Here is a 22,276-nt window from a genome sequence, read left to right as displayed (position 1 = left end):
TACCTCTAACAAAATTGAACGGGCTGGCTTACTTGAGCGCTGCCGCGTAAATATCTGGCTTGAAGCCAATCAGGGTTCGGTCACCGAGATCGAGCACAGGGCGCTTGATCATCGAGGGTTGCGCGAGCATCAATTCGATGGCTTTCGATTGGTCGAGATCGGCTTTGCGTTCGTCTTCGAGTTTGCGAAAGGTCGTGCCTGCGCGGTTCAACACCACTTGCCAGCCGTGCTCGTCACACCACTGGGTCAGGTGTTCACGGTCGATTCCGGCCGTTTTGTAATCGTGGAAGTCGTAGCTGACAGCGTGTTCATCAAGCCAGGTGCGCGCCTTTTTCATGGTGTCGCAAGCTTTGATGCCGAAAAGGTGCAAGGTTTTACTTGAAACGGTCAAGGAATTGCCCCCTTTACAGGTGCTGGAAAAAAAAGGTGAAGGATTATGCCATGACCTTACGGTTAGCGCGTAAACCTGTGGGGTGAGCCTGCTCGCGATGGCGTTGGGTCAGTCAGTCTTCATGTCGAATGTTACGCCGCGATCGCGAGCGGGGTCGCTCCCGCAGGATGTCAGGCATGCTGATGCCCGCGATGCGACATAGGTGTAACGGCCAGCCCGCAGTCTAAACCGCTAATATGGCACTTCAATGCTGTCGATTGCCTGGGAAAACGCTTTATGCAAACCGCCTACACCGTCCTGATCCTGCTCATGCTGGTCAGTGTCTCTCGTCTGGTGGGGCGGGTTATCCCGCTGCCATTGCCGCTGGTGCAAATTTGCGCCGGAGCCCTGCTGGCCTGGCCGACGCTGGGGTTGCATGTGGCACTGGACCCTGAATTGTTTCTATTTTTGTTTTTGCCGCCTTTGTTGTTTTCCGATGGCTGGCGGATGCCCAAGCGCGAGCTATGGCGCCTGCGGGGGCCGATCCTGACGCTGGCAGTGGGCCTGGTGTTGTTCACCGTGGTGGGCGCCGGTTATTTCATTCATTGGCTATTGCCAAGCATTCCCTTGCCGGTGGCGTTCGCGCTGGCGGCAGTCTTGTCGCCGACGGATGCCGTGGCGGTGTCGGCGATTTCGCAGAACAGGCTGCCGACGCCATTGATGCACATGTTGCAGGGCGAGGCACTGATGAACGACGCCTCAGGCCTGGTGACGTTCAAATTTGCCTTGGCTGCCGCCGTCACCGGCGTGTTCTCCCTGGCCAATGCGAGCCTGACATTCGTCCTGGTAGCGGTCGGCGGGCTGGCGGTCGGGGTTGCGCTGAGCTGGCTGGTCGGGCGACTGCGCTCCTGGATGATCGCGCGCGGCTGGGATGACCCCGCGACCCACGTGGTGTTTATGCTGTTGCTGCCCTTCGCCGCCTACGTACTGGCCGAGCGCCTTGGAGCATCGGGCATCTTGTCGGCGGTGGCGGCAGGGATGATGCAGAGCTGGCTCGACCTGCTGCCGCGCCAGACCAGTACCCGGCTGCTCAATCGCAGCGTCTGGTCGCTGCTGGAGTTCGCTTTCAACGGTTTGATTTTCCTGCTGCTGGGCTTGCAGTTGCCGGACATCATCAAGGCAGTTGCCAGTCATGAAACCTCGTTGTGGCCGACCTTGCTCTACCGCTGCCTGGATGTGCTGGCAATCTTTCTGGTGCTGTTGGTGTTGCGCTTCGTGTGGGTGCAAAGTATCTGGCGCTTGTCGGGCCTGCTGCGCCGCTGGCGCGGCAAGGGTGAAATGACGCAGGTTCCGACTGCGCGCTCGTGCTGGTTACTGACCGTTGGCGGCGTACGCGGGGCGGTGACGCTGGCGGGTGTGTTGTCGGTGCCGATGCTGATGGGGGGCGTGGCATTCCCGGAACGTGACTTGCTGATATTCATCGCGGCCGGGGTGATCCTGCTGTCACTGATTGCGGCGTGTATTGCGCTGCCGTTGCTCCTGCGTGGCATAGAAAAAAGCCCCGACGACAAGCGGCGCAAGGAAGTGCGTGAGGCCTGGCGCAAGACGGCCGAGGCGGCGATTCATGCGCTCGAAGCCGAAGAAGCCAAGCCGCATGACGCGGCGCAGGCAGCACTCGCCGCCGAGCTCAAGGCGCGGATCATGTCCGAATACCGGCATCAGCTGGAGGTGTTCAACGATTCGGCGGAAGCCCAGGCATTGGCGTTCCAGATGGACTTGCTGGAGCGGCGGATGCGCTTGAAAGCATTGCGGGCGCAGCGACTGGAACTGTACAGCCTCAGCCGTCAGCACCAGATTGGCGATGACGTACTGCGTGAGGTGTTGGCGGAGCTGGATTTGAGCGAGGCCAATTTGGGGCAGGTGAAGTAATGGTGACCCGCCCGGTAGGAGCTGCCGAAGGCTGCGATCCTGTGACTATCAGCGTCCTTGAAGACGCCAAAAGATCGCAGCTTTCGGCAGCTCCACCGGGGGGGGGCGGCGCTTAGCGGCGGCTTTGGATGAACGCGCGGATACGTTCAGCGGCCTCGACGCACTCGGCCAGCGGCGCAACCAGTGCCAGGCGCACGCGGCCAGCACCAGGGTTGAACCCGTCCACTTCGCGGGACAGGTAGGAGCCCGGCACCACCGTCACATGTTCTTCCGCGTACAGGTCGCGGCAAAACGACTCGTCATCACCTTCAACGTTCGGCCACAGGTAGAAACCGCCGTCCGGACGCTGCACGTCCAGCACCGGGCTGAGGATTGCCAGCACGGCGTCGTATTTCTCGCGGTACAGGTCGCGGTTGGCGCGCACGTGCACTTCGTCATTCCATGCGGCTACGCTGGCCAACTGAGTCTGCACAGGCATCGCACAGCCGTGGTAGGTGCGATACAGCAAAAAGCCCTTGAGGATGTCGGCGTCACCGGCCACGAAGCCCGAGCGCAGGCCCGGCAGGTTGGAACGCTTGGACAGGCTGTGAAACACCACGCAGCGCTTGAAGTCCTGGCGACCCAGTTCCACGCAGGCGCTGAGCAAACCGGCGGGTGGGGTCTGTTCGTCGAAGTACAGCTCGCTGTAGCACTCGTCGGCGGCGATCACGAAGTCGTACTCGTCGGCCAGGGCGATCAGCTTTTTCAAGGTTTCGACTGGAATCAGTGCGCCAGTGGGGTTGCCAGGCGAGCACAGGAACAGGATCTGGCAGCGTTTCCAGATATCCGGCGAAACTGCGTCGAAGTCCGGATTGAAGCCGTTGGCATCCAGGCACGGCAGGTAGTGCGGCTTGGCGCCCGCCAGGAACGCCGCACCTTCGTAGATCTGGTAGAACGGGTTCGGGCTGACCACCAGCGCGTCATCGGCACGATTGACCACTGTCTGGGTGAAAGCGAACAGCGCTTCTCGAGTGCCGTTGACCGGCAGCACGTTGCGCGCCGGGTCGAGCCAGCCGTTCGGAACGCTGAAGCGTCGTTCGCACCAGGCAGCGATGGCTTCGCGCAATGCGGCAATGCCGAGGGTGGTCGGGTACACGGCCATCTGATCCAGATTGCTTGCCAGTGCTTCAGCAACAAAAGCGGGCGAGCGGTGTTTGGGCTCGCCGATGGACAGGGCGATAGCGCGCTTGTCCGGGTTTGGCGTGACGCTGCCGAGCAGGGCGCGGAGCTTCTCGAACGGGTAGGGCTGCAACTGGGTCAGGGCGTTGTTCATGGGGGCCTCATTCAATGTAGGAGTGAGCCTGCTCGCGATGGCGTTGTGTCAGTCATTGGCGATGTTGAATGGACGGACGCCATCGCGAGCAGGCTCGCTCCCACAGGGGGGATAATTCAGATAGTGAGTCGCGACAGTTTGATTTCGGATTCCTGGTTGACGGTCAGTTGCTCGACGATCGCATCCTGCAAGCGGCTGCACAGCAACGGGTCGGACAAAGGCTGATTGTTCGCATCGGTGATGAAGAACACGTCTTCCACGCGCTCGCCCAGGGTGGCGATTTTCGCGTTCTGCAATGACAGGTCGAACTCGAGGAAGATTGTCCCGATCCGTGCCAGCAGGCCCGGGCGGTCCGGGGCGCTGAGTTCCAGCACGGTCACCGGGCGCTGGGCGTCGTTGTGGATCGTCACCTGGGGCGCGAACGCGAAATGCTTGAGCTGGCGCGGTACCCGGCGCTGAATGATGGTCGGGTAGTCGTCCGGGTTGCGCAGCGCCTCGGTCAGGCCTTCGCGGATCTGCTTGACCCGGGTCGGGTTGTCGCCAATCGAGTCGCCATCGGTATCGAGCACGATGTAGGTGTCGAGGGTGAACTGGCTGCTCGAAGTGATGACCCTTGCGTCGTGGATGTTCAGGTTGAGCTGGTCCATTGCCGCCACGGTCACGGCAAAAAAGTCGTGCTGGTCGGGGGCATAGATGAAGATCTGGGTACCGCCCTCGAACTCGCGCTGTGTGGTTTCCTTGATCAGCACCAGGGGCCCGCCGTCAGCCGGCTGCTGGAGGATTGCGTCGCTGTGCCAGGCCACGTCGCCAGCGGTGTGGCGCAGGAAGTAGTCATCCCCCAGTTGCGCCCATAGCTGCTCGACGTCGTCCGGATCGGTCCCGCCGCGCACCAGGATGTCCAGGGCAGCACTTTGGGTCTGGCGAATCTGCTCCTCGCGGTCCACCGGGTTCTCCAGGCCGCGGCGCAGGGCCCGCTTGGTCTCGGTGTACAGCTGGCGCAGCAGGCTGGCGCGCCAGGAGTTCCAAAGCGTCGGGTTGGTGGCGTTGATGTCCGCCACGGTCAGCACGTATAGATAGTCGAGATGGGTTTCGTCACCGATGATCTGCGCGAAGTCATGGATCACTTGCGGGTCCGACAGGTCCTTGCGCTGGGCGGTGGTCGACATCACCAGGTGATTCTGCACCAGCCAGACGATCAGGCGGCTGTCCCACACCGGCAACTGGTGACGCTGGCAGAATGCCTCGGCGTCGACTGCGCCGATTTCCGAGTGGTCGCCGTGCCGGCCTTTGCCAATATCGTGATACAGGCCGGCCAGGTAGATCAATTCGGGTTTGGGCAGCTTGGCCATGAGCTTGCTGGCCAGCGGGAATTTTTCCGACACCTGGGTGTACTGCAGCTTACGCAGGTGCTTGATCAGATTCAGGGTGTGGGCGTCGACCGTATAGATGTGGAACAGGTCGTGCTGCATTTGCCCGACGATAAAGCCGAACTCAGGCAGGTAGCGCCCGAGGATGCCGTAGCGGTTCATTCGGCGCAGGTTGCGATGGATACCGATCTTGCACTTGAACAGCTCGATGAACAGGCTGGTGTTGCGAATGTCGTTGCGAAACTCATCGTCAATCAGGTGACGGTGTTCGCGCAGCAGGCGAATGGTATCGGCGCGCACGCCCTTGATTTCCGGCTGCTGGGCCATCAAAACAAAAATTTCCAGCATGGCGAACGGGGTACGGCGGAACACGTTGTCGTTGCGCGCCTCGATGTAGCCGTCGTGCAGCTGGAACCGCGAGTTGATCGGCTGTGGCGGCGCTTCGTCTTCCGGGGCGAGGATGACTTCCTCGAAATGCTGGATGATCAGGTCGCTGAGCTGGGCGATGCTCATGACCACCCGGTAGTACTGCTGCATGAAGTTTTCGATGGCTTGCTTGGCGTCATCGCCTTCGAAACCCAGCAGCCCGGCAATCGAGCGCTGATGATCGAACAGCAGGCGGTCTTCGGAGCGGCCGGCGAGCATGTGGAGGGCGTAGCGCACCTTCCACAGGAACTCCTGGGACGAGGCCAGCAAGGCATTTTCGCTTTCAACCAGGAAGCCTTCGCCAGCCAGCGCCCGCAGGTTCAAGGTGCCGTACTCGCGCCGGGCCACCCACAGAATCGTCTGGATGTCCCGCAGGCCGCCGGGCGAGCCTTTGACGTTGGGTTCCAGGTTGTATTCGGTGTCGTTGTACTTGTGGTGGCGGGCCTTCTGTTCAGCTCGCTTGGCCAGGAAGAAGTCCTTGCTGGGCCACATGTGCGCGGTGCTGGTGACGTCGAGCATGCGCTGGCGAAGACGCTCGGGGCCACTGATGGTGCGGCTTTCCATCAGGTTGGTGACAACCGTCAGATCGGCGCGGGCTTCAATGGCGCATTCGTCCACCGAGCGAACGCTTTGGCCAACTTCCAGGCCAATGTCCCACAGGAGCGTCAGAAAGCGCTCGATGGAATCGCGGAAAACTTCGTGATCGGCGTTGTCCAGCAGGATCAGCAGGTCGATGTCGGAATATGGGTGCAACTCGCCGCGACCGTAGCCGCCGACCGCCACCAGTGCGATGTCGGCGTCTTCGCTCCAGTCGAATTGTTCCCAGGCCTTTTGCAGGATGTTATCGACGAACCAGGCGCGATCCTCGATCAGGCGCCGAATGTCGCGGCCGCTGCGAAAACGCCCGTCGAGCACCTCGCGGGCCTGGCGGATGGCCTTCTTGAAGGCGGCAATGGGGCTTGCCTTCAGGGCCAGTTCAGCCTGGAACTGGCCGCGGTCGAAGAGTTCTGGATCCACCTGCGGCATCGATTGGCTTTCCTTTCTATGGGCGGGAAGTTGCGCGCGTTGAATCAGGCCGAAACGCGAGGGATGGTGTCATCGCTGCGCAGGGTGAAAATCTCGTAGCCAGTCTCGGTCACGACCAGGGTATGTTCCCATTGGGCGGAGAGCTTGCGGTCCTTGGTAATGGCAGTCCAGCCGTCGCCCAGCACCTTGGTGTCGGCCTTGCCCTGGTTGATCATCGGCTCAATGGTAAAGGTCATGCCCGCCTTGAGTTCCATGCCGGTGCCGGCACGGCCGTAGTGCAGGATCTGCGGCTCTTCGTGAAACACTTTGCCAATGCCGTGGCCGCAAAACTCGCGAACCACCGAGAAGCCGTTCTTTTCAGCGTGCTTCTGGATCACTTCGCCGATGTCGCCCAGGCGGCAGCCCGGCTTGACGATTTCAATAGCCTTGTACATGCATTCCTGGGTGACCTGGGACAAACGCTCGGCCCAGACCGGTACGGTGCCGACGTGGAACATGCGGCTGGTGTCGCCGTGGTAGCCGTCCTTGATCACGGTCACGTCGATGTTCAACGTGTCGCCATTCTTCAATGGCTTCTCGTTGGGAATGCCATGGCAGACCACGTGGTTGATCGAGGTGCAGATCGACTTCGGGTAGCCTTTGTAATTCAGCGGCGCAGGAATGGCCTGTTGCACATTGACAATGTAGTCATGGCAAATGCGGTCCAGTTCTTCGGTGGTGACGCCCGGTTTGACATGTTCTGCAATCATTTCCAGCACATCGGCGGCCAGTTTGCCGGCGACACGCATTTTTGCGATGTCCTCTGGTGTCTTGAGGTTGACGGTCATACAGGCTCTCTCTGCGCTCGATGGCGCTTCACTAAGTCAAAATGGGCGGTGCGCAAACGATCTTCGCCGCCCTGAAAAACGCGATTCTACCAGACGATCAGGGCAAACCTGAGGCTCTGTGCATCGCTTCTTCATCTAGATGGGCGCACTCCAGGGGGATTCCAAGGGCGCGGATAAAGGCGTGCGTCAGGAATTGAGAATCCGGGTTCCGTTTTTGCGAGTCTTATGGTATAAAATGCGCCGCTTTCCGGGGATACCCCGAAAGGCTTAAATCCACACACGTGTCGACACGATGACCTGGGTGCCTTCAGCTGATGCTGCTGGTTGGTCATTGGGATACGTGGAGGCCAAACCCGACTTATTAAGGAACTATCATGTCCCAAGTCAACATGCGCGATATGCTGAAGGCCGGTGTGCACTTCGGTCACCAGACCCGTTACTGGAACCCGAAAATGGGTAAGTACATTTTCGGCGCGCGTAACAAGATTCACATTATCAACCTTGAAAAAACCCTGCCAATGTTCAACGAAGCTCTGACTTTCGTAGAGCGCCTGGCCCAGGGCAAAAACAAGATTCTGTTCGTCGGCACCAAGCGTTCCGCTGGCAAGATCGTTGCTGAAGAAGCAGCACGTTGCGGTTCGCCGTACGTCGATCACCGCTGGTTGGGCGGCATGCTGACTAACTTCAAAACCATCCGTGCTTCCATCAAGCGTCTGCGTGACCTTGAAGTGCAAGCCGAAGACGGTACTTTCGCCAAGCTGACCAAGAAAGAAGCGCTGATGCGCACTCGCGATCTTGAGAAGCTCGATCGTTCCCTGGGTGGTATCAAGGACATGGGCGGTCTGCCAGACGCTCTGTTCGTTATCGACGTTGATCACGAGCGCATCGCGATCACCGAAGCCAACAAGCTGGGTATCCCGGTTATCGGCGTAGTCGATACCAACAGCAGCCCGGAAGGCGTTGACTACATCATCCCAGGCAACGATGACGCAATCCGCGCTATCCAGCTGTACATGGGTTCGATGGCTGACGCTGTAATCCGTGGCCGCAACCACGTTGCTGGTGGCACCGAGCAGTTCGTTGAAGAAGCTCCGGTAGCTGCAGCTGAGTAATTGACGCCTTGGCGTTGACTCAGTAAGCAAAAAGGGGGCTTGGCCCCCTTTTTGCCACCTCGAAAACCATTTGTGTGCAGCGCAGTTGCAGCCTTGTAATGTGCAGCAGCTATCAAATAAGGCTTCGGGAAGAATTGAACGCCCGTTTGCTCGGGTGGAATGGTTGAAAACCTATCCAAGAGGATTTTGAAATGGCAGAGATTACTGCAGCGTTGGTCAAAGAACTGCGCGAGCGCACCGGCGAAGGCATGATGGATTGCAAAAAGGCCTTGACCAAGGCCGGCGGCGACATCGAAAAAGCCATTGATGACATGCGTGCTTCGGGCGCCATCAAGGCTGCCAAGAAAGCAGGCAACGTAGCTGCTGAAGGCGCTATCGCTCTGAAAGAAGACGGTAAGTCCGCCGTTCTGCTGGAAGTGAACTCGCAGACCGACTTCCTGGCTCTGCAGGACGACTTCAAGGCATTTGTCGCATCCAGCGTTGAAAAAGCGTTCGCTGACAAACTGACTGACGTTGCTCCGCTGATCGAAGCTCAAGAAGCTGATCGCCTGGTACTGGTCGGCAAGGTTGGCGAAAACGTCAACATCCGTCGCCTGGCTCGCGTTGAAGGTGATGTTGTTGGTGGCTACCTGCACGGCAACAAAATCGGTGTTGCGGTTGTTCTGAAAGGCGGCGACGTTGAGCTGGCTAAAGACATCGCGATGCACGTAGCTGCGACCAACCCTGAATTCCTGCTGCCATCGGAAGTTTCCGCTGAAGCGGTAGAGCGTGAGAAGGGCGTGTTCCTGACCCTGAACGCTGACAAGATCGCCGGCAAGCCGGAGAACATTGTTGAAAACATGGTCAAAGGCCGTATCAGCAAGTTCCTGGCTGAAGCGAGCCTGGTTGAGCAGGCGTTCGTCAAGAACCCTGAAATCAAGGTTGGCGAACTGGCCAAGAAAGCCGGTGCTGAAATCGTTTCCTTCACCTACTTCAAAGTAGGCGAAGGCATCGAGAAGCCGGTCGACAACTTCGCTGAAGAAGTTGCTGCCCAGCTGGCCGCCGCCAAGCAATAAGACAGTTTTCAACTGTCGCCCTGAAGAGGCTGCCCGCTCACGCGCGCAGCCTCTTTTCAGATGGGGGGCCAAATTTTTAATTGGTTTCCCTTTGGAACTGGCTTACAAAGCCATGTTCCGATGGCGCTGAAGCAGCGCCAAGCTAGAGTGAACGCCAGCTGTAAACAGCTCGCAAAGAATTTTTAAAATACGCCGCAGGAGAGATTCGCAATGGCTCAGCAGGGCAGTGGTTATCAGGCTCGCTATAAACGCATTCTACTCAAGCTTAGCGGCGAGGCCCTGATGGGCTCGGAAGAGTTCGGGATCGATCCGAAAGTTCTGGATCGCATGGCACTGGAAGTCGGCCAGCTGGTTGGCATCGGTGTGCAGGTCGGTCTGGTGATCGGCGGTGGCAACCTGTTCCGCGGTGCAGCGCTGAGCGCAGCCGGCATGGACCGGGTAACGGGCGACCACATGGGCATGCTGGCCACTGTGATGAACGCCTTGGCCATGCGCGACGCGCTGGAACGTGCCAATATCTCGGCCATCGTGATGTCGGCTATTTCCATGGTAGGTGTGACTGATCATTACGATCGTCGCAAGGCCATGCGCCACCTGAACGCCAAGGAAGTGGTGATTTTCGCGGCCGGTACCGGCAATCCGTTCTTCACCACGGATTCGGCGGCATGCTTGCGTGCTATCGAAATCGATGCCGATGTCGTGCTCAAGGCGACCAAGGTCGATGGCGTCTACACTGCCGACCCATTCAAAGATCCGCATGCCGAGAAGTTCGATCATCTGACTTACGATGAAGTGCTGGATCGCAAGCTGGGTGTAATGGATCTGACGGCCATTTGCCTGTGCCGCGACCACAAGATGCCATTGCGCGTCTTTAACATGAACAAGCCCGGCGCCCTGCTGAATATCGTGCATGGTGGCGCTGAAGGGACCCTGATCGAGGAAGGCCAACAATGATCAACGAAATCAAGAAAGACGCTCAAGCGCGCATGCAGAAATCCCTGGAGTCTCTGTCCCATGCGTTTGGACAGATTCGTACCGGCAAGGCTCACCCGAGCATTCTGGGCAGCGTGATGGTGCCTTACTACGGTACCGACACCCCGTTGAGCGGCGTAGCCAACGTGACCGTCAAAGACTCCCGTACCCTGCAGGTCGTGGCGTTCGAGCGCAACATGCTCGCCGCAGTCGACAAGGCCATCCAGAGCGCCGGTTTGAACCTCAATCCGACCAACCTGGGCGAGCTGCTGCTGATCTCCATGCCGGCACTGACCGAGGAAACCCGCAAGGGCTTCACCAAGCAGGCTCGCAGTGCTGCGGAAGACGCTCGTGTTGCCGTGCGCAACATTCGTCGCGATGCGCTTGGCGACCTGAAAAAGCTGGTGAAGGACAAGGAAATCAGCGAAGACGAAGAACGTCGTGCCGCTGCCGATATCCAGAAGCTCACCGACAAGGCTGAGGCGGATATCGACGCTGCGACCAAGCAGAAAGAAGCGGACCTGATGGCCGTATAAGGGTCGCGTTTTCATGGAAAAGACTAAGCAGACTGCGCCCTTCGCGGTGCCGCGCCATGTCGCGATTATCATGGATGGTAACAACCGCTGGGCGAAAAAGCGCTTTTTGCCCGGTGTCGCCGGTCATAAGGCCGGCGTCGATGCGGTGCGTGCAGTGATTGAGGTGTGTGCCGAGGCCGGGGTCGAGGTATTGACCCTGTTCGCGTTCTCCAGCGAAAACTGGCAGCGCCCGGCCGATGAGGTCAGTGCCTTGATGGAGTTGTTCTTCAAGGCGCTGCGTCGCGAAGCCAAGCGCCTGAACGACAACAACATCAGTTTGCGCATCATAGGCGACCGTTCGCGCTTCCATCCCGAACTCCAGGCCGCCATGCGCGAGGCTGAAGCCATGACAGTGGGCGCCAATCGCCTGGTCTTGCAGATCGCCGCCAATTACGGTGGTCAGTGGGACATCGCTCAAGCCGCGCAACGCCTGGCTCGTGAAGTCCAGGCCGGGCATCTGCGTCCGGAGGACATCACGCCGGAGCTGCTGCAGACGTGTCTGTCGACGGGCGACCTGCCTCTGCCCGACCTGTGCATCCGCACCGGTGGCGAGCACCGCATCAGCAACTTCCTGCTGTGGCAGCTGGCTTACGCCGAGTTGTACTTCTCCGACCTGTTCTGGCCGGACTTCAAACACGACGCCATGCGCAAAGCGCTGGCCGATTTCGCTTCGCGCCAGCGCCGCTTCGGTAAAACGAGCGAGCAGGTCGAAGCTGGAGCCCGGGCTTAATGCTTAAACAACGAATCATCACTGCACTGATCCTGCTGCCGATCGCCCTTTGCGGCTTTTTCCTGCTGGAAGGCTCCGGCTTTGCGCTGTTCATTGGCCTGGTCGTAACCCTGGGCGCATGGGAGTGGGCTCGCCTGGCGGGCTTTACCGCCCAGCAAGTTCGTGTCGGCTACGCGCTGGCCGTCGCGGTGATGCTGTTTTTCATGCATATATTGCCCGGGCTCGCGCCTTGGGTGCTGGGCGCTGCGGTACTGTGGTGGGGCGTTGCAACCTATCTGGTGCTGACGTACCCGCGTTCGAGCGGTCATTGGTCGAGCGCCGCCTGCAAGCTGGTGATCGGCCTGCTGGTGCTGCTTCCGGCGTGGCAAGGTCTGATCCTGATCAAGCAGGAGCCTCTGGGCAACTGGCTGATCATGGCGGTGATGGTGCTGGTGTGGGGCGCGGATATCGGGGCTTATTTCTCCGGTCGAGCCTTTGGCAAGCGCAAGTTGGCGCCGCAGGTCAGTCCTGGCAAGAGCTGGGAAGGGGTCTACGGCGGCCTGGCGCTGGCGCTGGTCATTACGTTTTTCGTCGGGCTGGTTCGCGACTGGACGGTTGCAGAACTGCTCAAGGGCTTGATCGGTGCGGCGGTGATCGTATTCATCTCGGTGGTGGGCGACCTCACTGAGAGCATGTTCAAGCGCCAGTCCGGGATCAAGGACAGCAGTAACCTGCTGCCAGGTCACGGTGGAGTGCTGGATCGGATCGACAGCCTGACCGCGGCCATCCCCGTGTTTGCAGTACTGTTGTGGATGGCGGCACCGTGAGTCGCCCACAGCAGATTACCGTGCTGGGGGCTACGGGCTCGATTGGCCTGAGCACCCTTGACGTCATTGCCCGGCACCCGGATCGCTTCCAGGTGTTTGCCCTCAGCGGGTTCACGCGTCTGAGCGAGCTGCTGGCCTTGTGTGTGCGCCATGCGCCACGGTTTGCCGTGGTGCCTGAAGTCAACGTCGGCCGACGCCTGCAGGAAGAGTTGCGCGCGGCCGGCCTGTCCACGCAGGTATTGGTGGGCGAAGAGGGCTTGTGCCAGGTCGCGGCCGATCCGCAAGTGGATGCAGTGATGGCGGCCATCGTCGGAGCGGCAGGCTTGCGCCCGACCCTGGCGGCGGTCGAGGCCGGTAAAAAGATCCTGCTGGCCAACAAGGAAGCGCTGGTAATGTCCGGCGCCTTGTTCATGCAGGCGGTGCGCAAGAGCGGCTCGGTACTGTTGCCAATCGACAGTGAACACAATGCGATCTTCCAGTGCATGCCGCGGGATTTCGCCCAGGGCCTGGGTTCGGTCGGGGTTCGTCGTATTTTGCTCACGGCCTCCGGTGGCCCGTTCCGCCAGACGCCGCTGGCCGAGCTTCAACACGTGACGCCAGAGCAGGCCTGCGCTCATCCTAACTGGTCCATGGGGCGCAAGATTTCGGTCGATTCGGCCAGCATGATGAACAAGGGGCTTGAGCTGATCGAAGCCTGCTGGCTGTTCGACGCCAAGCCGTCCCAGGTCGAGGTGGTGATCCACTCGCAAAGTGTCATACATTCCCTGGTCGATTACATAGACGGTTCGGTGTTGGCGCAGTTGGGCAATCCCGATATGCGTACGCCGATCGCCAACGCCCTGGCCTGGCCGGAGCGCATTGACTCGGGTGTGGCGCCGCTGGACCTGTTTGCGATCGCTCGCCTGGACTTCCAGGCGCCTGACGAGGAGCGTTTCCCCTGCCTGCGCCTGGCGCGTCAGGCGGCCGAGGCCGGCAACAGTGCACCGGCCATGCTCAATGCAGCAAATGAGGTGGCGGTAGCCGCGTTTCTCGATGGAAGGATTCGTTATCTGGAAATCGCGAGTATTATCGAACAAGTGTTGAATCTTGAGCCGGTGGTAGCGGTGGAGGATCTCGATGCCGTATTTACGGCAGACGCCAAGGCTCGTGAACTGGCCGGGCAATGGCTGAGTCGCCACGGGCGCTGACACGTGTTGCAATGCGCAAGCCCATGCAGCACTGGATAGGATTGCGGAGAGAATAGATGAGCGCGCTTTACATGATTGTCGGCACCCTGATTGCGTTGGGCGTGCTGGTCACCTTCCACGAGTTCGGCCATTTCTGGGTCGCGCGTCGCTGTGGGGTTAAAGTGCTGCGTTTCTCCGTAGGCTTCGGCATGCCGTTGCTGCGTTGGCACGACAAGCAGGGTACCGAGTTCGTGGTCGCCGCCATTCCGTTGGGCGGCTACGTGAAGATGCTGGACGAGCGCGAAGGCGAAGTGCCGGTCGATCAGCTCGATCAGTCTTTCAATCGCAAGTCCGTGCGCCAGCGTATCGCCATCGTGTCCGCGGGCCCGATCGCCAACTTCCTGCTGGCGATGTTTTTCTTCTGGGTGCTCGCCATGCTGGGCAGCGACCAGGTGCGCCCGGTCATCGGTGGTGTCGAACCCGCCAGCATAGCGGCCAAGGCCGGGCTGACGGCGGGCCAGGAAATTGTTGCAATAGATGGCGAGCCGACTTCCGGCTGGGCCGCGGTTAACCTGCAGCTGGTTCGCAGATTGGGCGAAAGCGGAGCGTTGCAGCTGGTTGTACGGGATCCGGGTTCCACCAGCGATACCCCGCGCGAGCTGGTGCTGGATAAGTGGCTCAAAGGCGCAGATGAGCCCGATCCGATCCGTTCGCTGGGCATTCGGCCGTGGCGCCCGGCTCTGCCGCCGGTGTTGGCCGAACTCGACCCGAAGGGCCCGGCACAGGCTGCCGGCCTGAAGACGGGCGACCGTTTGCTGGCCCTCGATGGCAAGGCCCTCGACGACTGGCAACAAGTGGTGGATACGGTTCGACTGCGACCTGACAGCAAGATCGTGTTGCGGGTCGAGCGTGATGGGGCTCCAATCGACGTTCCAGTGACCCTGGCAGCTCGCGGCGAGAGCAAGGCGCCCAGCGGATACCTGGGGGCCGGGGTAAAAGCAGTCGATTGGCCACCAGAGATGATTCGCGAGATCAGTTACGGTCCGGTCGCGGCAATCGGGGAAGGGGCTCGACGTACCTGGACCATGAGCATTCTGACCCTCGATTCGCTCAAGAAAATGTTGTTCGGCGAGCTCTCGGTAAAAAACTTGAGTGGACCGATAACCATTGCTAAAGTGGCGGGCGCTTCTGCCCAGTCGGGTGTCGCTGATTTCCTGAATTTCCTTGCTTATCTGAGTATTAGCCTGGGCGTTCTGAATTTGTTGCCCATTCCAGTACTGGATGGGGGGCATTTGTTGTTTTATCTGATCGAGTGGGTGCGTGGTCGCCCCTTGTCGGATCGGGTGCAGGGTTGGGGGATACAGATCGGTATCAGTTTGGTGGTCGGGGTGATGTTGCTTGCCCTGGTCAATGATTTGGGCCGTCTGTAACACTTCGCTGAATTGCGAATCTGCCGCATTTTGCGGCAGTTTGTTTATTGCCAGTTGGAATAAGAAAGGACTTCATGAAACGTCTGCTGCTAACTGCGGTTCTCACCGTATTGATGATCGCCGAAGTTCACGCCGAGTCCTTCACTATCTCTGATATTCGCGTCAATGGCCTCCAGCGGGTCTCCGCGGGTAGTGTCTTTGGTGCCTTGCCGTTGAACGTCGGCGAGCAGGCTGACGATCGTCGCCTGGTGGAATCCACTCGTGCGTTGTTCAAAACCGGTTTCTTTCAAGATATCCAGCTGGGCCGCGATGGCAACGTCCTGGTCATCACGGTAGTCGAGCGTCCGTCGGTCGCCAGTATCGAAATCGAAGGTAACAAGGCGATTTCCACTGAAGACCTGATGAAGGGCCTTAAACAGTCCGGTCTGGCCGAAGGTGAAATCTTCCAGCGCGCCACCCTTGAGGGTGTTCGTAACGAACTGCAGCGCCAGTACGTCGCTCAGGGTCGCTACTCCGCAACCGTCGACACCGAAGTGGTGTCGCAGCCGCGCAACCGCGTCGCGCTGAAGGTCAACATCAACGAGGGCACCGTTGCTGCTATCCAGCACATCAACGTGGTGGGTAACACCGTCTTCCCTGACGAAGACCTGATCGACCTGTTCGAACTCAAGACCACCAACTGGTTGTCGTTCTTCAAGAACGATGACAAGTACGCCCGTGAAAAGCTGTCCGGTGACCTGGAGCGTCTGCGTTCCTACTACCTTGACCGTGGCTACATCAACATGGACATCGCTTCGACCCAGGTGTCGATCACCCCGGACAAGAAGCACGTCTACATCACCGTCAACGTCAACGAAGGCGAGAAATACACCGTTCGTGACGTCAAGCTGAGCGGCGACCTGAAAGTCCCTGAAGACCAGGTCAAATCCCTGCTGCTGGTGCAGAAAGGCCAGGTGTTCTCGCGCAAGCTGATGACCACCACGTCGGAACTGATCACTCGCCGCCTGGGTAACGAAGGCTACACATTCGCCAACGTCAACGGTGTTCCGCAGCCGCACGATGACGACCACACGGTCGACATCACCTTCGCCGTAGACCCGGGCAAGCGCGCCTATGTCAACCGCATCAACTTCCGTGGCAACACCAAGTCCGAAGACGAAGTGCTGCGTCGTGAAATGCGCCAGATGGAAGGTGGCTGGGCTTCGACCTACCTGATCGACCAGTCCAAGACCCGTCTTGAACGCCTGGGCTTCTTCAAGGAAGTCAACGTTGAAACGCCAGCAGTCCCGGGCGTCGACGATCAGGTGGACGTGAATTACAGCGTCGAAGAGCAGGCCTCCGGTTCCATCACCGCCAGTGTCGGTTTCGCCCAGAGTGCCGGTTTGATCCTCGGTGGCTCGATCACCCAGAACAACTTCCTGGGTACCGGTAACAAGGTCAGCATCGGCCTGACCCGCAGTGAATACCAGAGCCGCTATAACTTCGGTTATGTCGACCCGTACTGGACTGCTGATGGTGTGAGCCTGGGTTACAACGCTTTCTACCGCACCACCGACTATGACGATCTCGAAACTGACATCGCCAGCTATGCGGTAGACAGCCTGGGTGCCGGCGTGAGCGTGGGTTACCCGATCAGCGAGACGTCTCGCCTGACCTTCGGCCTGACCGCACAGCAGGACACGATCAAGACCGGTGTCTACACCGTTGATGAAATTTTCGACTTCGTGAACAAGGAAGGCGACAAGTACCTGAACTTCAAGGCGTCGGCCGGCTGGTCCGAGTCGACCCTGAACAAGGGCGTGCTGGCTACCCGTGGTCGTTCCCAGAGCCTGACCCTGGAAACCACTACGCCGGGCAGCGACCTGTCGTTCTTCAAGCTCGACTACCGTGGCCAGTTGTTCCAGCCGCTGAGCGAGAACTACACCATGCGCCTGCACACCGAATTGGGTTATGGCGACGGTTACGGTTCGACCGATGGCTTGCCATTCTATGAAAACTACTATGCTGGTGGTTTCAACTCGGTTCGTGGCTTCAAGGACAGCACCCTGGGTCCTCGCAGTACACCGAGTCGTGGTCGCAACCCCGGTACCGCGGAAGATCCGGACCAGGATCCACTGCCGTTCGGTGGTAACGTCCTGATCCAGGGCGGCGTGGAACTGCTGTTTCCGCTGCCGTTCGTCAAGGATCAGCGTTCCCTGCGGACTTCGGTCTTCTGGGACGTGGGTAACGTGTTCGACTCGCAGTGCAAGGACACCACCAATGCTGATGGCTCGCCGTCCAGCACCAAGTGCAACGACATCAGCCTGAGCAACATGGCCAGTTCCGTCGGTGTCGGTGTGACCTGGGTCACCGCACTGGGTCCGTTGAGCTTCGCCCTGGCCATGCCAGTGAAGAAACCGGATGACGCTGAGACTCAAGTGTTCCAATTCTCCCTCGGCCAGACGTTCTAAGCGTCTGACCCAAGATAACGACAATGGATTTTGTAGGAGTGCATCGTGCGTAAGTTGACTCAATTGGTTCTCCTGGCAACCGTACTGGTAGCAGGTCCGGCTTTTGCCGACATGAAAATCGCGGTCCTGAACTATCAGATGGCCTTGCTCGAATCCGACGCGGCCAAGAAGTACGCCGTGGATGCCGAGAAGAAGTTCGGTCCTCAGCTGTCCAAGCTCAAGACACTGGAAAGCAGTGCCAAGGGCATCCAGGACCGCCTGATGGCCGGTGGCGACAAGATGCAGCAAGGCGAGCGTGAGCGCCTGGAGCTTGAATTCAAGCAAAAGGCCCGTGATTTCCAGTTCCAGTCCAAGGAGCTGAACGAAGCCAAAGCCGTTGCTGACCGTGAAATGCTGAAGCAGCTCAAGCCAAAACTGGACAGCGCTGTGGAAGAAGTCATCAAGAAAGGTGCTTTTGACCTGGTCTTCGAGCGTGGCGCAGTGATCGATGTCAAACCTCAGTACGACATCACTCGCCAGGTTATCGAGCGCATGAATCAGCTGAAGTAATCCATGACAGCGACTATGAAGCTCGGCCAATTGGCCGAGTTCCTCGGCGCCACCCTGCGTGGCGACCCGGAGAAAGAAATTACTGGGCTAGCCACTTTGCAAGAGGCTGGCCCAGCTCAGTTGAGCTTTCTGGCAAACCCTCAGTATCGCAAGTACCTGGCTGATTGCCGGGCTGCAGCGTTGTTGCTCAAAGCCGCAGACGCGGACGGGTTTGCCGGTAACGTACTGGTGGTGCCGGATCCGTACCTGGCCTATGCGCGGATTTCCCATCTGTTCGATCCCAAGCCGAAGGCGCCTGCCGGCATTCATCCGACCGCCGTCATCGCTGCCGATGCAGTGGTTGATCCGACAGCGAGCATCGGTGCATTCGCGGTGATCGAAAGTGCGGCGCGTATTGCCGCCGGCGTAACGGTTGGCGCACATTGCTTCATCGGCGCGCGCAGCGAAATCGGCGAAGGTGGCTGGTTGGCACCGCGAGTGACGCTGTACCACGACGTTCGCATTGGCAAACGGGTCGTGATTCAGTCGGGCGCTGTGCTGGGCGGCGAAGGTTTTGGTTTCGCCAACGAGAAAGGCGTTTGGCAGAAGATCGCCCAGATCGGCGGTGTGCTGGTCGGTGACGACGTCGAGATCGGGGTCAATACCGCGATCGACCGTGGTGCGCTGGCCGATACAGTACTTGGCAATGGCGTGAAGCTCGACAACCAGATTCAGATCGCCCACAACGTCCAGATTGGCGATCACACCGCCATGGCGGCATGCGTGGGGATCTCCGGCAGCACCAAGATCGGCAAGCATTGCATGCTCGCCGGTGGCGTGGGGCTGGTGGGGCATATCGAAATTTGCGACAACGTTTTCATCACCGGGATGACCATGGTGACCCATTCGATTACCGAAAAGGGTGCCTATTCTTCCGGTACGGCGATGCAGCCGGCAGCCGAGTGGCGCAAAAGCGCGGCACGCATCCGTCAGCTCGATGACATCGCGCGGCGTTTGCGTCAGCTGGAAAAGCGTGCAGGGGAAGTGACCCCTGACGGTAATGCTTCATCAGATGGCTGATACCATTTCCATATCAAGTGTGCACAGCCGCTAGACTGCCTCCTTGATTTGCTAGAGGGGTGCGCTTTTAGTCGCGCGCTCCCAATCTTTACATAGGCTTCCCCCCGAAATGATGGACATCAACGAGATTCGCGAATACCTGCCTCACCGTTACCCGTTCCTGCTGGTGGACCGGGTCGTGGATCTGGATGTGGAAGGCAAGCGCATTCGCGCCTACAAGAATGTCAGCATCAACGAACCGTTCTTCAACGGTCACTTCCCGGCGCACCCAATCATGCCGGGCGTACTGATCATTGAAGCAATGGCTCAGGCTGCCGGGATCCTTGGTTTCAAAATGCTCGACGTGAAACCAGCCGACGGCACCCTCTACTACTTCGTCGGTTCGGATAAACTGCGCTTCCGCCAGCCGGTGCTGCCGGGCGACCAGTTGATCCTTGAGGCCAAGTTCCTGAGCTGCAAGCGTCAGATCTGGAAGTTCGAGTGCCAGGCTTCGGTGGACGGCAAGCCAGTGTGCTCCGCTGAAATCATCTGCGCGGAACGCAAACTATGAGTTTGATTGACCCTCGCGCAATCATCGATCCGACGGCCGTACTGGCCGACGACGTCGAGGTCGGCCCTTGGTCGATCGTCGGCGCTGGTGTGGAAATCGGCGAGGGGACAGTGATCGGGCCGCATGTGATTCTCAAGGGCCCGACACGTATTGGTAAACACAATCGCATCTACCAGTTTTCCTCGGTAGGTGAAGACACGCCGGACCTGAAATACAAGGGCGAAGAAACTCGCCTGGTGATCGGCGACCACAACGTCATTCGCGAAGGCGTGACGATTCACCGTGGGACTGTTCAGGACCGTTCGGAAACGACCCTGGGTGATCACAACCTGATCATGGCCTATGCCCATATCGGCCACGACAGTGTCATCGGCAACCACTGCATCCTGGTCAACAACACCGCGCTGGCGGGGCATGTGCATGTGGAGGACTGGGCGATCCTGTCCGGCTTCACCCTGGTGCATCAGTATTGCCATATCGGCGCCCACAGCTTTTCCGGCATGGGCACCGCCATTGGCAAGGACGTCCCGGCGTACGTCACGGTGTTCGGCAACCCGGCCGAAGCCCGCAGCATGAACTTCGAAGGCATGCGCCGCCGCGGTTTCAGTGAAGAAGCCATTCATGCCCTGCGTCGCGCCTACAAGGTCGTGTACCGCCAGGGCCTGACGGTCGAGCAGGCACTGACCGAACTGGGCGAGGCCTCGGCGCAGTTCCCGGAAGTCGCAGTGTTCCGTGACTCGATCCAGTCTTCGACCCGCGGCATCACCCGTTAATCATGGCTAACTTGCGTATTGCGCTGGTAGCGGGTGAGGCTTCCGGTGACATTCTGGGCGCGGGTCTCATGCGCGCGCTCAAGGTTCAGCACCCGGCGGTAGAGTTCATTGGCGTCGGCGGGCCGTTGATGGAGGCCGAGGGTCTCGTTTCCTACTTCCCCATGGAACGCCTGTCGGTCATGGGCCTGGTGGAAGTGCTGGGCCGTCTGCGTGAGCTGCTGGCCCGGCGCAAGAAGCTGGTCGGCGATCTCATCGCCGAAAAACCGGATGTGTTCATCGGCATCGATGCCCCGGATTTCAACCTCAATATCGAACTCAAGCTGCGTCAGGCCGGGATCAAGACCGTGCACTACGTCAGCCCTTCGGTCTGGGCCTGGCGTCAGAAGCGCGTGCTGAAGATTCGCGAAGGCTGTGACCTGATGCTCACGCTGTTTCCGTTCGAAGCCAAATTCTATGAAGAGAAGGGCGTGCCGGTGCGTTTTGTCGGGCACTCCCTGGCCGATGCGATTCCGCTTGAGGCCGATCGCGCCGCCGCGCGGGCCGAGCTCGGCTTGCCGGACGGCCCTCTGGTTGCGCTGATGCCGGGCAGTCGTGGCGGTGAAGTCGGGCGTCTTGGCGAGCTGTTCCTCGATACTGCCCAGCGCCTGCGCGCGATGCGTCCGGGTGTGCGATTTGTCATGCCGTGCGCCAGCCCGCAGCGTCGGGCCCAGCTGGAAGCGATGCTGGCCGGGCGGGATCTGCCCCTGACGCTGCTCGATGGTCAATCCCATCTTGCACTGGCCGCCTGCAACGCGGTGTTGATCGCGTCCGGAACGGCTACGCTCGAAGCGTTGTTGTACAAACGGCCCATGGTGGTGGCCTATCGCCTGGCACCGCTGACGTTCTGGATTCTCAAGCGTATGGTCAAAAGCCCCTATGTGTCTTTGCCGAACTTGCTGGCCCAGCGCCTGCTGGTGCCGGAATTGCTCCAGGATGATGCGACGGTCGAAGCCCTGGCCCAGACCTTGTCCCCCCTGATCGAAGGCGGGGAAGAGCAAACCCGCGGCTTCGACGAAATCCACCGGACCTTGCGTCTGGACGCCTCCAACCAGGCGGCAGACGCCGTGCTGAAACTGATTGGCCACGTACAATGAGCAAGACAAGCATGCAGATGGGACTGGATTTCACCTTGGTCGCAGAAGTCGAAGAACTGGTTGCCGGCGTCGATGAAGTCGGTCGCGGGCCGCTCTGCGGCGCCGTGGTGACGGCTGCGGTAATCCTCGATCCGAACCGTCCGATCCTCGGCCTTAACGACTCGAAGAAGCTCACCGAGGCCCGTCGCGAAAAACTCTACGATGAAATCTGCGAAAAGGCCCTGAGCTGGTGCATTGCCCGGGCCGAAGTCGAGGAAATCGACGAGCTGAACATTCTTCACGCCACCATGCTGGCCATGCAGCGCGCCATCGAGGGCCTGCACATCCAGCCCAAGCTGGCGATGATCGATGGCAATCGCTGCCCGAAATTGTCCATGCGCGCCGAAGCGGTGGTGCAGGGCGACGGCAAGGTGCCTGCGATTGCAGCGGCATCGATCCTGGCCAAGGTCAGCCGCGACCGTGAAATGGCTGCTTTCGAATTGATTTACCCGGGTTACGGCATTGGCGGCCACAAAGGCTACCCGACCCCCGTTCATCTGGAAGCCCTGGCCCGCCTGGGACCCACGCCGATTCACCGGCGCTCGTTCGCCCCGGTACGCCTGGCGTATGAGGCTCGTGAGAGCCTGATCGAGAGTTAGTCGCAAGGCTGATGTTTTCGC

Annotated in this window: 20 protein-coding genes; 16 read left to right on the top strand and 4 right to left on the bottom strand. The window is 59.6% G+C overall.

What is annotated here, in order from left to right; translation table 11 throughout:
- Positions 1 to 28: 28 nt before the first annotated feature.
- Complete coding sequence (locus EQV97_RS07490; protein WP_225570171.1) at positions 29 to 391, bottom strand: ArsC family reductase; 363 nt, start codon at positions 389 to 391, stop codon at positions 29 to 31.
- Between the two features lie 276 nt (positions 392 to 667).
- On the opposite strand from EQV97_RS07490, the gene EQV97_RS07485 reads away from it, so the two are divergent.
- Positions 668 to 2,299 carry a Na+/H+ antiporter gene (locus EQV97_RS07485; RefSeq protein WP_240888761.1) on the top strand — a complete coding sequence of 544 codons (1,632 nt, stop codon included), beginning with the start codon at positions 668 to 670 and terminating at the stop codon, positions 2,297 to 2,299.
- 112 nt (positions 2,300 to 2,411) lie between these two features.
- Here the strand turns inward: EQV97_RS07485 and dapC are convergent, their stop codons facing one another.
- From dapC to map, 3 genes are all read right to left on the bottom strand, one after another.
- On the bottom strand, positions 2,412 to 3,611 hold the full coding sequence (dapC, locus tag EQV97_RS07480; RefSeq protein ID WP_240888760.1) for a succinyldiaminopimelate transaminase: 1,200 nt from the start codon (positions 3,609 to 3,611) through the stop codon (positions 2,412 to 2,414).
- Between the two features lie 116 nt (positions 3,612 to 3,727).
- Positions 3,728 to 6,430 carry a [protein-PII] uridylyltransferase gene (locus EQV97_RS07475; RefSeq protein ID WP_122837692.1) on the bottom strand — a complete coding sequence of 901 codons (2,703 nt, stop codon included), beginning with the start codon at positions 6,428 to 6,430 and terminating at the stop codon, positions 3,728 to 3,730.
- Positions 6,431 to 6,474: 44 nt separating this feature from the next.
- Positions 6,475 to 7,257, bottom strand: a complete 783-nt coding sequence (map, locus tag EQV97_RS07470) for a type I methionyl aminopeptidase (RefSeq protein WP_122837693.1) — start codon at positions 7,255 to 7,257, stop codon at positions 6,475 to 6,477.
- 374 nt (positions 7,258 to 7,631) lie between these two features.
- Between map and rpsB the strand changes: the two genes are divergently transcribed.
- From rpsB to rnhB, 15 genes are all read left to right on the top strand, one after another.
- On the top strand, positions 7,632 to 8,369 hold the full coding sequence (gene rpsB / locus EQV97_RS07465; protein WP_003219330.1) for a 30S ribosomal protein S2: 738 nt from the start codon (positions 7,632 to 7,634) through the stop codon (positions 8,367 to 8,369).
- Positions 8,370 to 8,560: 191 nt separating this feature from the next.
- Positions 8,561 to 9,424: a translation elongation factor Ts gene (gene tsf / locus EQV97_RS07460; RefSeq protein WP_028622556.1), complete on the top strand. Its 864-nt coding sequence runs from the start codon at positions 8,561 to 8,563 to the stop codon at positions 9,422 to 9,424.
- A 210-nt stretch (positions 9,425 to 9,634) separates the two neighbouring features.
- Entirely contained in the window at positions 9,635 to 10,378 is a 744-nt protein-coding gene (pyrH, locus tag EQV97_RS07455; RefSeq protein WP_003172271.1) for a UMP kinase, read from the top strand.
- Positions 10,375 to 10,932 carry a ribosome recycling factor gene (gene frr / locus EQV97_RS07450; RefSeq protein ID WP_045060130.1) on the top strand — a complete coding sequence of 186 codons (558 nt, stop codon included), beginning with the start codon at positions 10,375 to 10,377 and terminating at the stop codon, positions 10,930 to 10,932. The genes pyrH and frr overlap by 4 nt, the downstream gene beginning before the upstream one ends.
- Before the next feature lie 13 nt (positions 10,933 to 10,945).
- Positions 10,946 to 11,701, top strand: coding sequence for a polyprenyl diphosphate synthase (gene uppS, locus EQV97_RS07445; RefSeq protein ID WP_045060131.1), 756 nt, complete (start codon positions 10,946 to 10,948; stop codon positions 11,699 to 11,701).
- Complete coding sequence (locus EQV97_RS07440) at positions 11,701 to 12,507, top strand: phosphatidate cytidylyltransferase (protein ID WP_240888759.1); 807 nt, start codon at positions 11,701 to 11,703, stop codon at positions 12,505 to 12,507. Before uppS ends, EQV97_RS07440 begins: the two co-directional genes overlap by 1 nt.
- Positions 12,504 to 13,694 carry a 1-deoxy-D-xylulose-5-phosphate reductoisomerase gene (gene ispC / locus EQV97_RS07435; RefSeq protein ID WP_240888758.1) on the top strand — a complete coding sequence of 397 codons (1,191 nt, stop codon included), beginning with the start codon at positions 12,504 to 12,506 and terminating at the stop codon, positions 13,692 to 13,694. The genes EQV97_RS07440 and ispC overlap by 4 nt, the downstream gene beginning before the upstream one ends.
- Before the next feature lie 56 nt (positions 13,695 to 13,750).
- Positions 13,751 to 15,103: a sigma E protease regulator RseP gene (gene rseP, locus EQV97_RS07430; protein WP_122837694.1), complete on the top strand. Its 1,353-nt coding sequence runs from the start codon at positions 13,751 to 13,753 to the stop codon at positions 15,101 to 15,103.
- 74 nt (positions 15,104 to 15,177) lie between these two features.
- A complete protein-coding gene (bamA, locus tag EQV97_RS07425; RefSeq protein ID WP_122837695.1) occupies positions 15,178 to 17,553 on the top strand; it encodes an outer membrane protein assembly factor BamA in 2,376 nt (791 codons plus the stop codon).
- 45 nt (positions 17,554 to 17,598) lie between these two features.
- Positions 17,599 to 18,102 (top strand): OmpH family outer membrane protein, encoded by a 504-nt coding sequence (locus EQV97_RS07420; RefSeq protein ID WP_010462812.1) that lies wholly within the window; start codon positions 17,599 to 17,601, stop codon positions 18,100 to 18,102.
- A 3-nt stretch (positions 18,103 to 18,105) separates the two neighbouring features.
- Positions 18,106 to 19,161, top strand: a complete 1,056-nt coding sequence (gene lpxD, locus EQV97_RS07415; protein ID WP_240888757.1) for a UDP-3-O-(3-hydroxymyristoyl)glucosamine N-acyltransferase — start codon at positions 18,106 to 18,108, stop codon at positions 19,159 to 19,161.
- Between the two features lie 109 nt (positions 19,162 to 19,270).
- On the top strand, positions 19,271 to 19,711 hold the full coding sequence (gene fabZ, locus EQV97_RS07410) for a 3-hydroxyacyl-ACP dehydratase FabZ (RefSeq protein WP_007907157.1): 441 nt from the start codon (positions 19,271 to 19,273) through the stop codon (positions 19,709 to 19,711).
- Positions 19,708 to 20,484, top strand: coding sequence for an acyl-ACP--UDP-N-acetylglucosamine O-acyltransferase (lpxA, locus tag EQV97_RS07405; protein WP_045060136.1), 777 nt, complete (start codon positions 19,708 to 19,710; stop codon positions 20,482 to 20,484). The genes fabZ and lpxA overlap by 4 nt, the downstream gene beginning before the upstream one ends.
- A 2-nt stretch (positions 20,485 to 20,486) precedes the next feature.
- Complete coding sequence (lpxB, locus tag EQV97_RS07400) at positions 20,487 to 21,617, top strand: lipid-A-disaccharide synthase (RefSeq protein WP_122837697.1); 1,131 nt, start codon at positions 20,487 to 20,489, stop codon at positions 21,615 to 21,617.
- A gap of 11 nt (positions 21,618 to 21,628) precedes the next feature.
- Positions 21,629 to 22,255, top strand: a complete 627-nt coding sequence (rnhB, locus tag EQV97_RS07395) for a ribonuclease HII (protein ID WP_045060138.1) — start codon at positions 21,629 to 21,631, stop codon at positions 22,253 to 22,255.
- Positions 22,256 to 22,276 lie beyond the last annotated feature (21 nt).

It is taken from the genome of Pseudomonas sp. TMW22090 (genome assembly GCF_022496665.1).
Classification (GTDB): Bacteria; Pseudomonadota; Gammaproteobacteria; order Pseudomonadales; family Pseudomonadaceae; genus Aquipseudomonas; species Aquipseudomonas gregormendelii.
This window is presented reverse-complemented; position numbering and strand designations above follow the sequence as displayed.

What these genes read in the sequence shown, in the direction of transcription:
- EQV97_RS07485 (WP_240888761.1), top strand. Translation starts at nt 668, where the DNA reads ATGCAAACCGCCTACACCGTCCTGATCCTGCTCATGCTGGTCAGTGTC.
- dapC (WP_240888760.1), bottom strand. Translation starts at nt 3,611, where the DNA reads ATGAACAACGCCCTGACCCAGTTGCAGCCCTACCCGTTCGAGAAGCTC.
- EQV97_RS07475 (WP_122837692.1), bottom strand. Translation starts at nt 6,430, where the DNA reads ATGCCGCAGGTGGATCCAGAACTCTTCGACCGCGGCCAGTTCCAGGCT.
- map (WP_122837693.1), bottom strand. Translation starts at nt 7,257, where the DNA reads ATGACCGTCAACCTCAAGACACCAGAGGACATCGCAAAAATGCGTGTC.
- rpsB (WP_003219330.1), top strand. Translation starts at nt 7,632, where the DNA reads ATGTCCCAAGTCAACATGCGCGATATGCTGAAGGCCGGTGTGCACTTC.
- tsf (WP_028622556.1), top strand. Translation starts at nt 8,561, where the DNA reads ATGGCAGAGATTACTGCAGCGTTGGTCAAAGAACTGCGCGAGCGCACC.
- pyrH (WP_003172271.1), top strand. Translation starts at nt 9,635, where the DNA reads ATGGCTCAGCAGGGCAGTGGTTATCAGGCTCGCTATAAACGCATTCTA.
- frr (WP_045060130.1), top strand. Translation starts at nt 10,375, where the DNA reads ATGATCAACGAAATCAAGAAAGACGCTCAAGCGCGCATGCAGAAATCC.
- uppS (WP_045060131.1), top strand. Translation starts at nt 10,946, where the DNA reads ATGGAAAAGACTAAGCAGACTGCGCCCTTCGCGGTGCCGCGCCATGTC.
- EQV97_RS07440 (WP_240888759.1), top strand. Translation starts at nt 11,701, where the DNA reads ATGCTTAAACAACGAATCATCACTGCACTGATCCTGCTGCCGATCGCC.
- rseP (WP_122837694.1), top strand. Translation starts at nt 13,751, where the DNA reads ATGAGCGCGCTTTACATGATTGTCGGCACCCTGATTGCGTTGGGCGTG.
- bamA (WP_122837695.1), top strand. Translation starts at nt 15,178, where the DNA reads ATGAAACGTCTGCTGCTAACTGCGGTTCTCACCGTATTGATGATCGCC.
- lpxD (WP_240888757.1), top strand. Translation starts at nt 18,106, where the DNA reads ATGACAGCGACTATGAAGCTCGGCCAATTGGCCGAGTTCCTCGGCGCC.
- fabZ (WP_007907157.1), top strand. Translation starts at nt 19,271, where the DNA reads ATGATGGACATCAACGAGATTCGCGAATACCTGCCTCACCGTTACCCG.
- lpxA (WP_045060136.1), top strand. Translation starts at nt 19,708, where the DNA reads ATGAGTTTGATTGACCCTCGCGCAATCATCGATCCGACGGCCGTACTG.
- lpxB (WP_122837697.1), top strand. Translation starts at nt 20,487, where the DNA reads ATGGCTAACTTGCGTATTGCGCTGGTAGCGGGTGAGGCTTCCGGTGAC.
- rnhB (WP_045060138.1), top strand. Translation starts at nt 21,629, where the DNA reads ATGCAGATGGGACTGGATTTCACCTTGGTCGCAGAAGTCGAAGAACTG.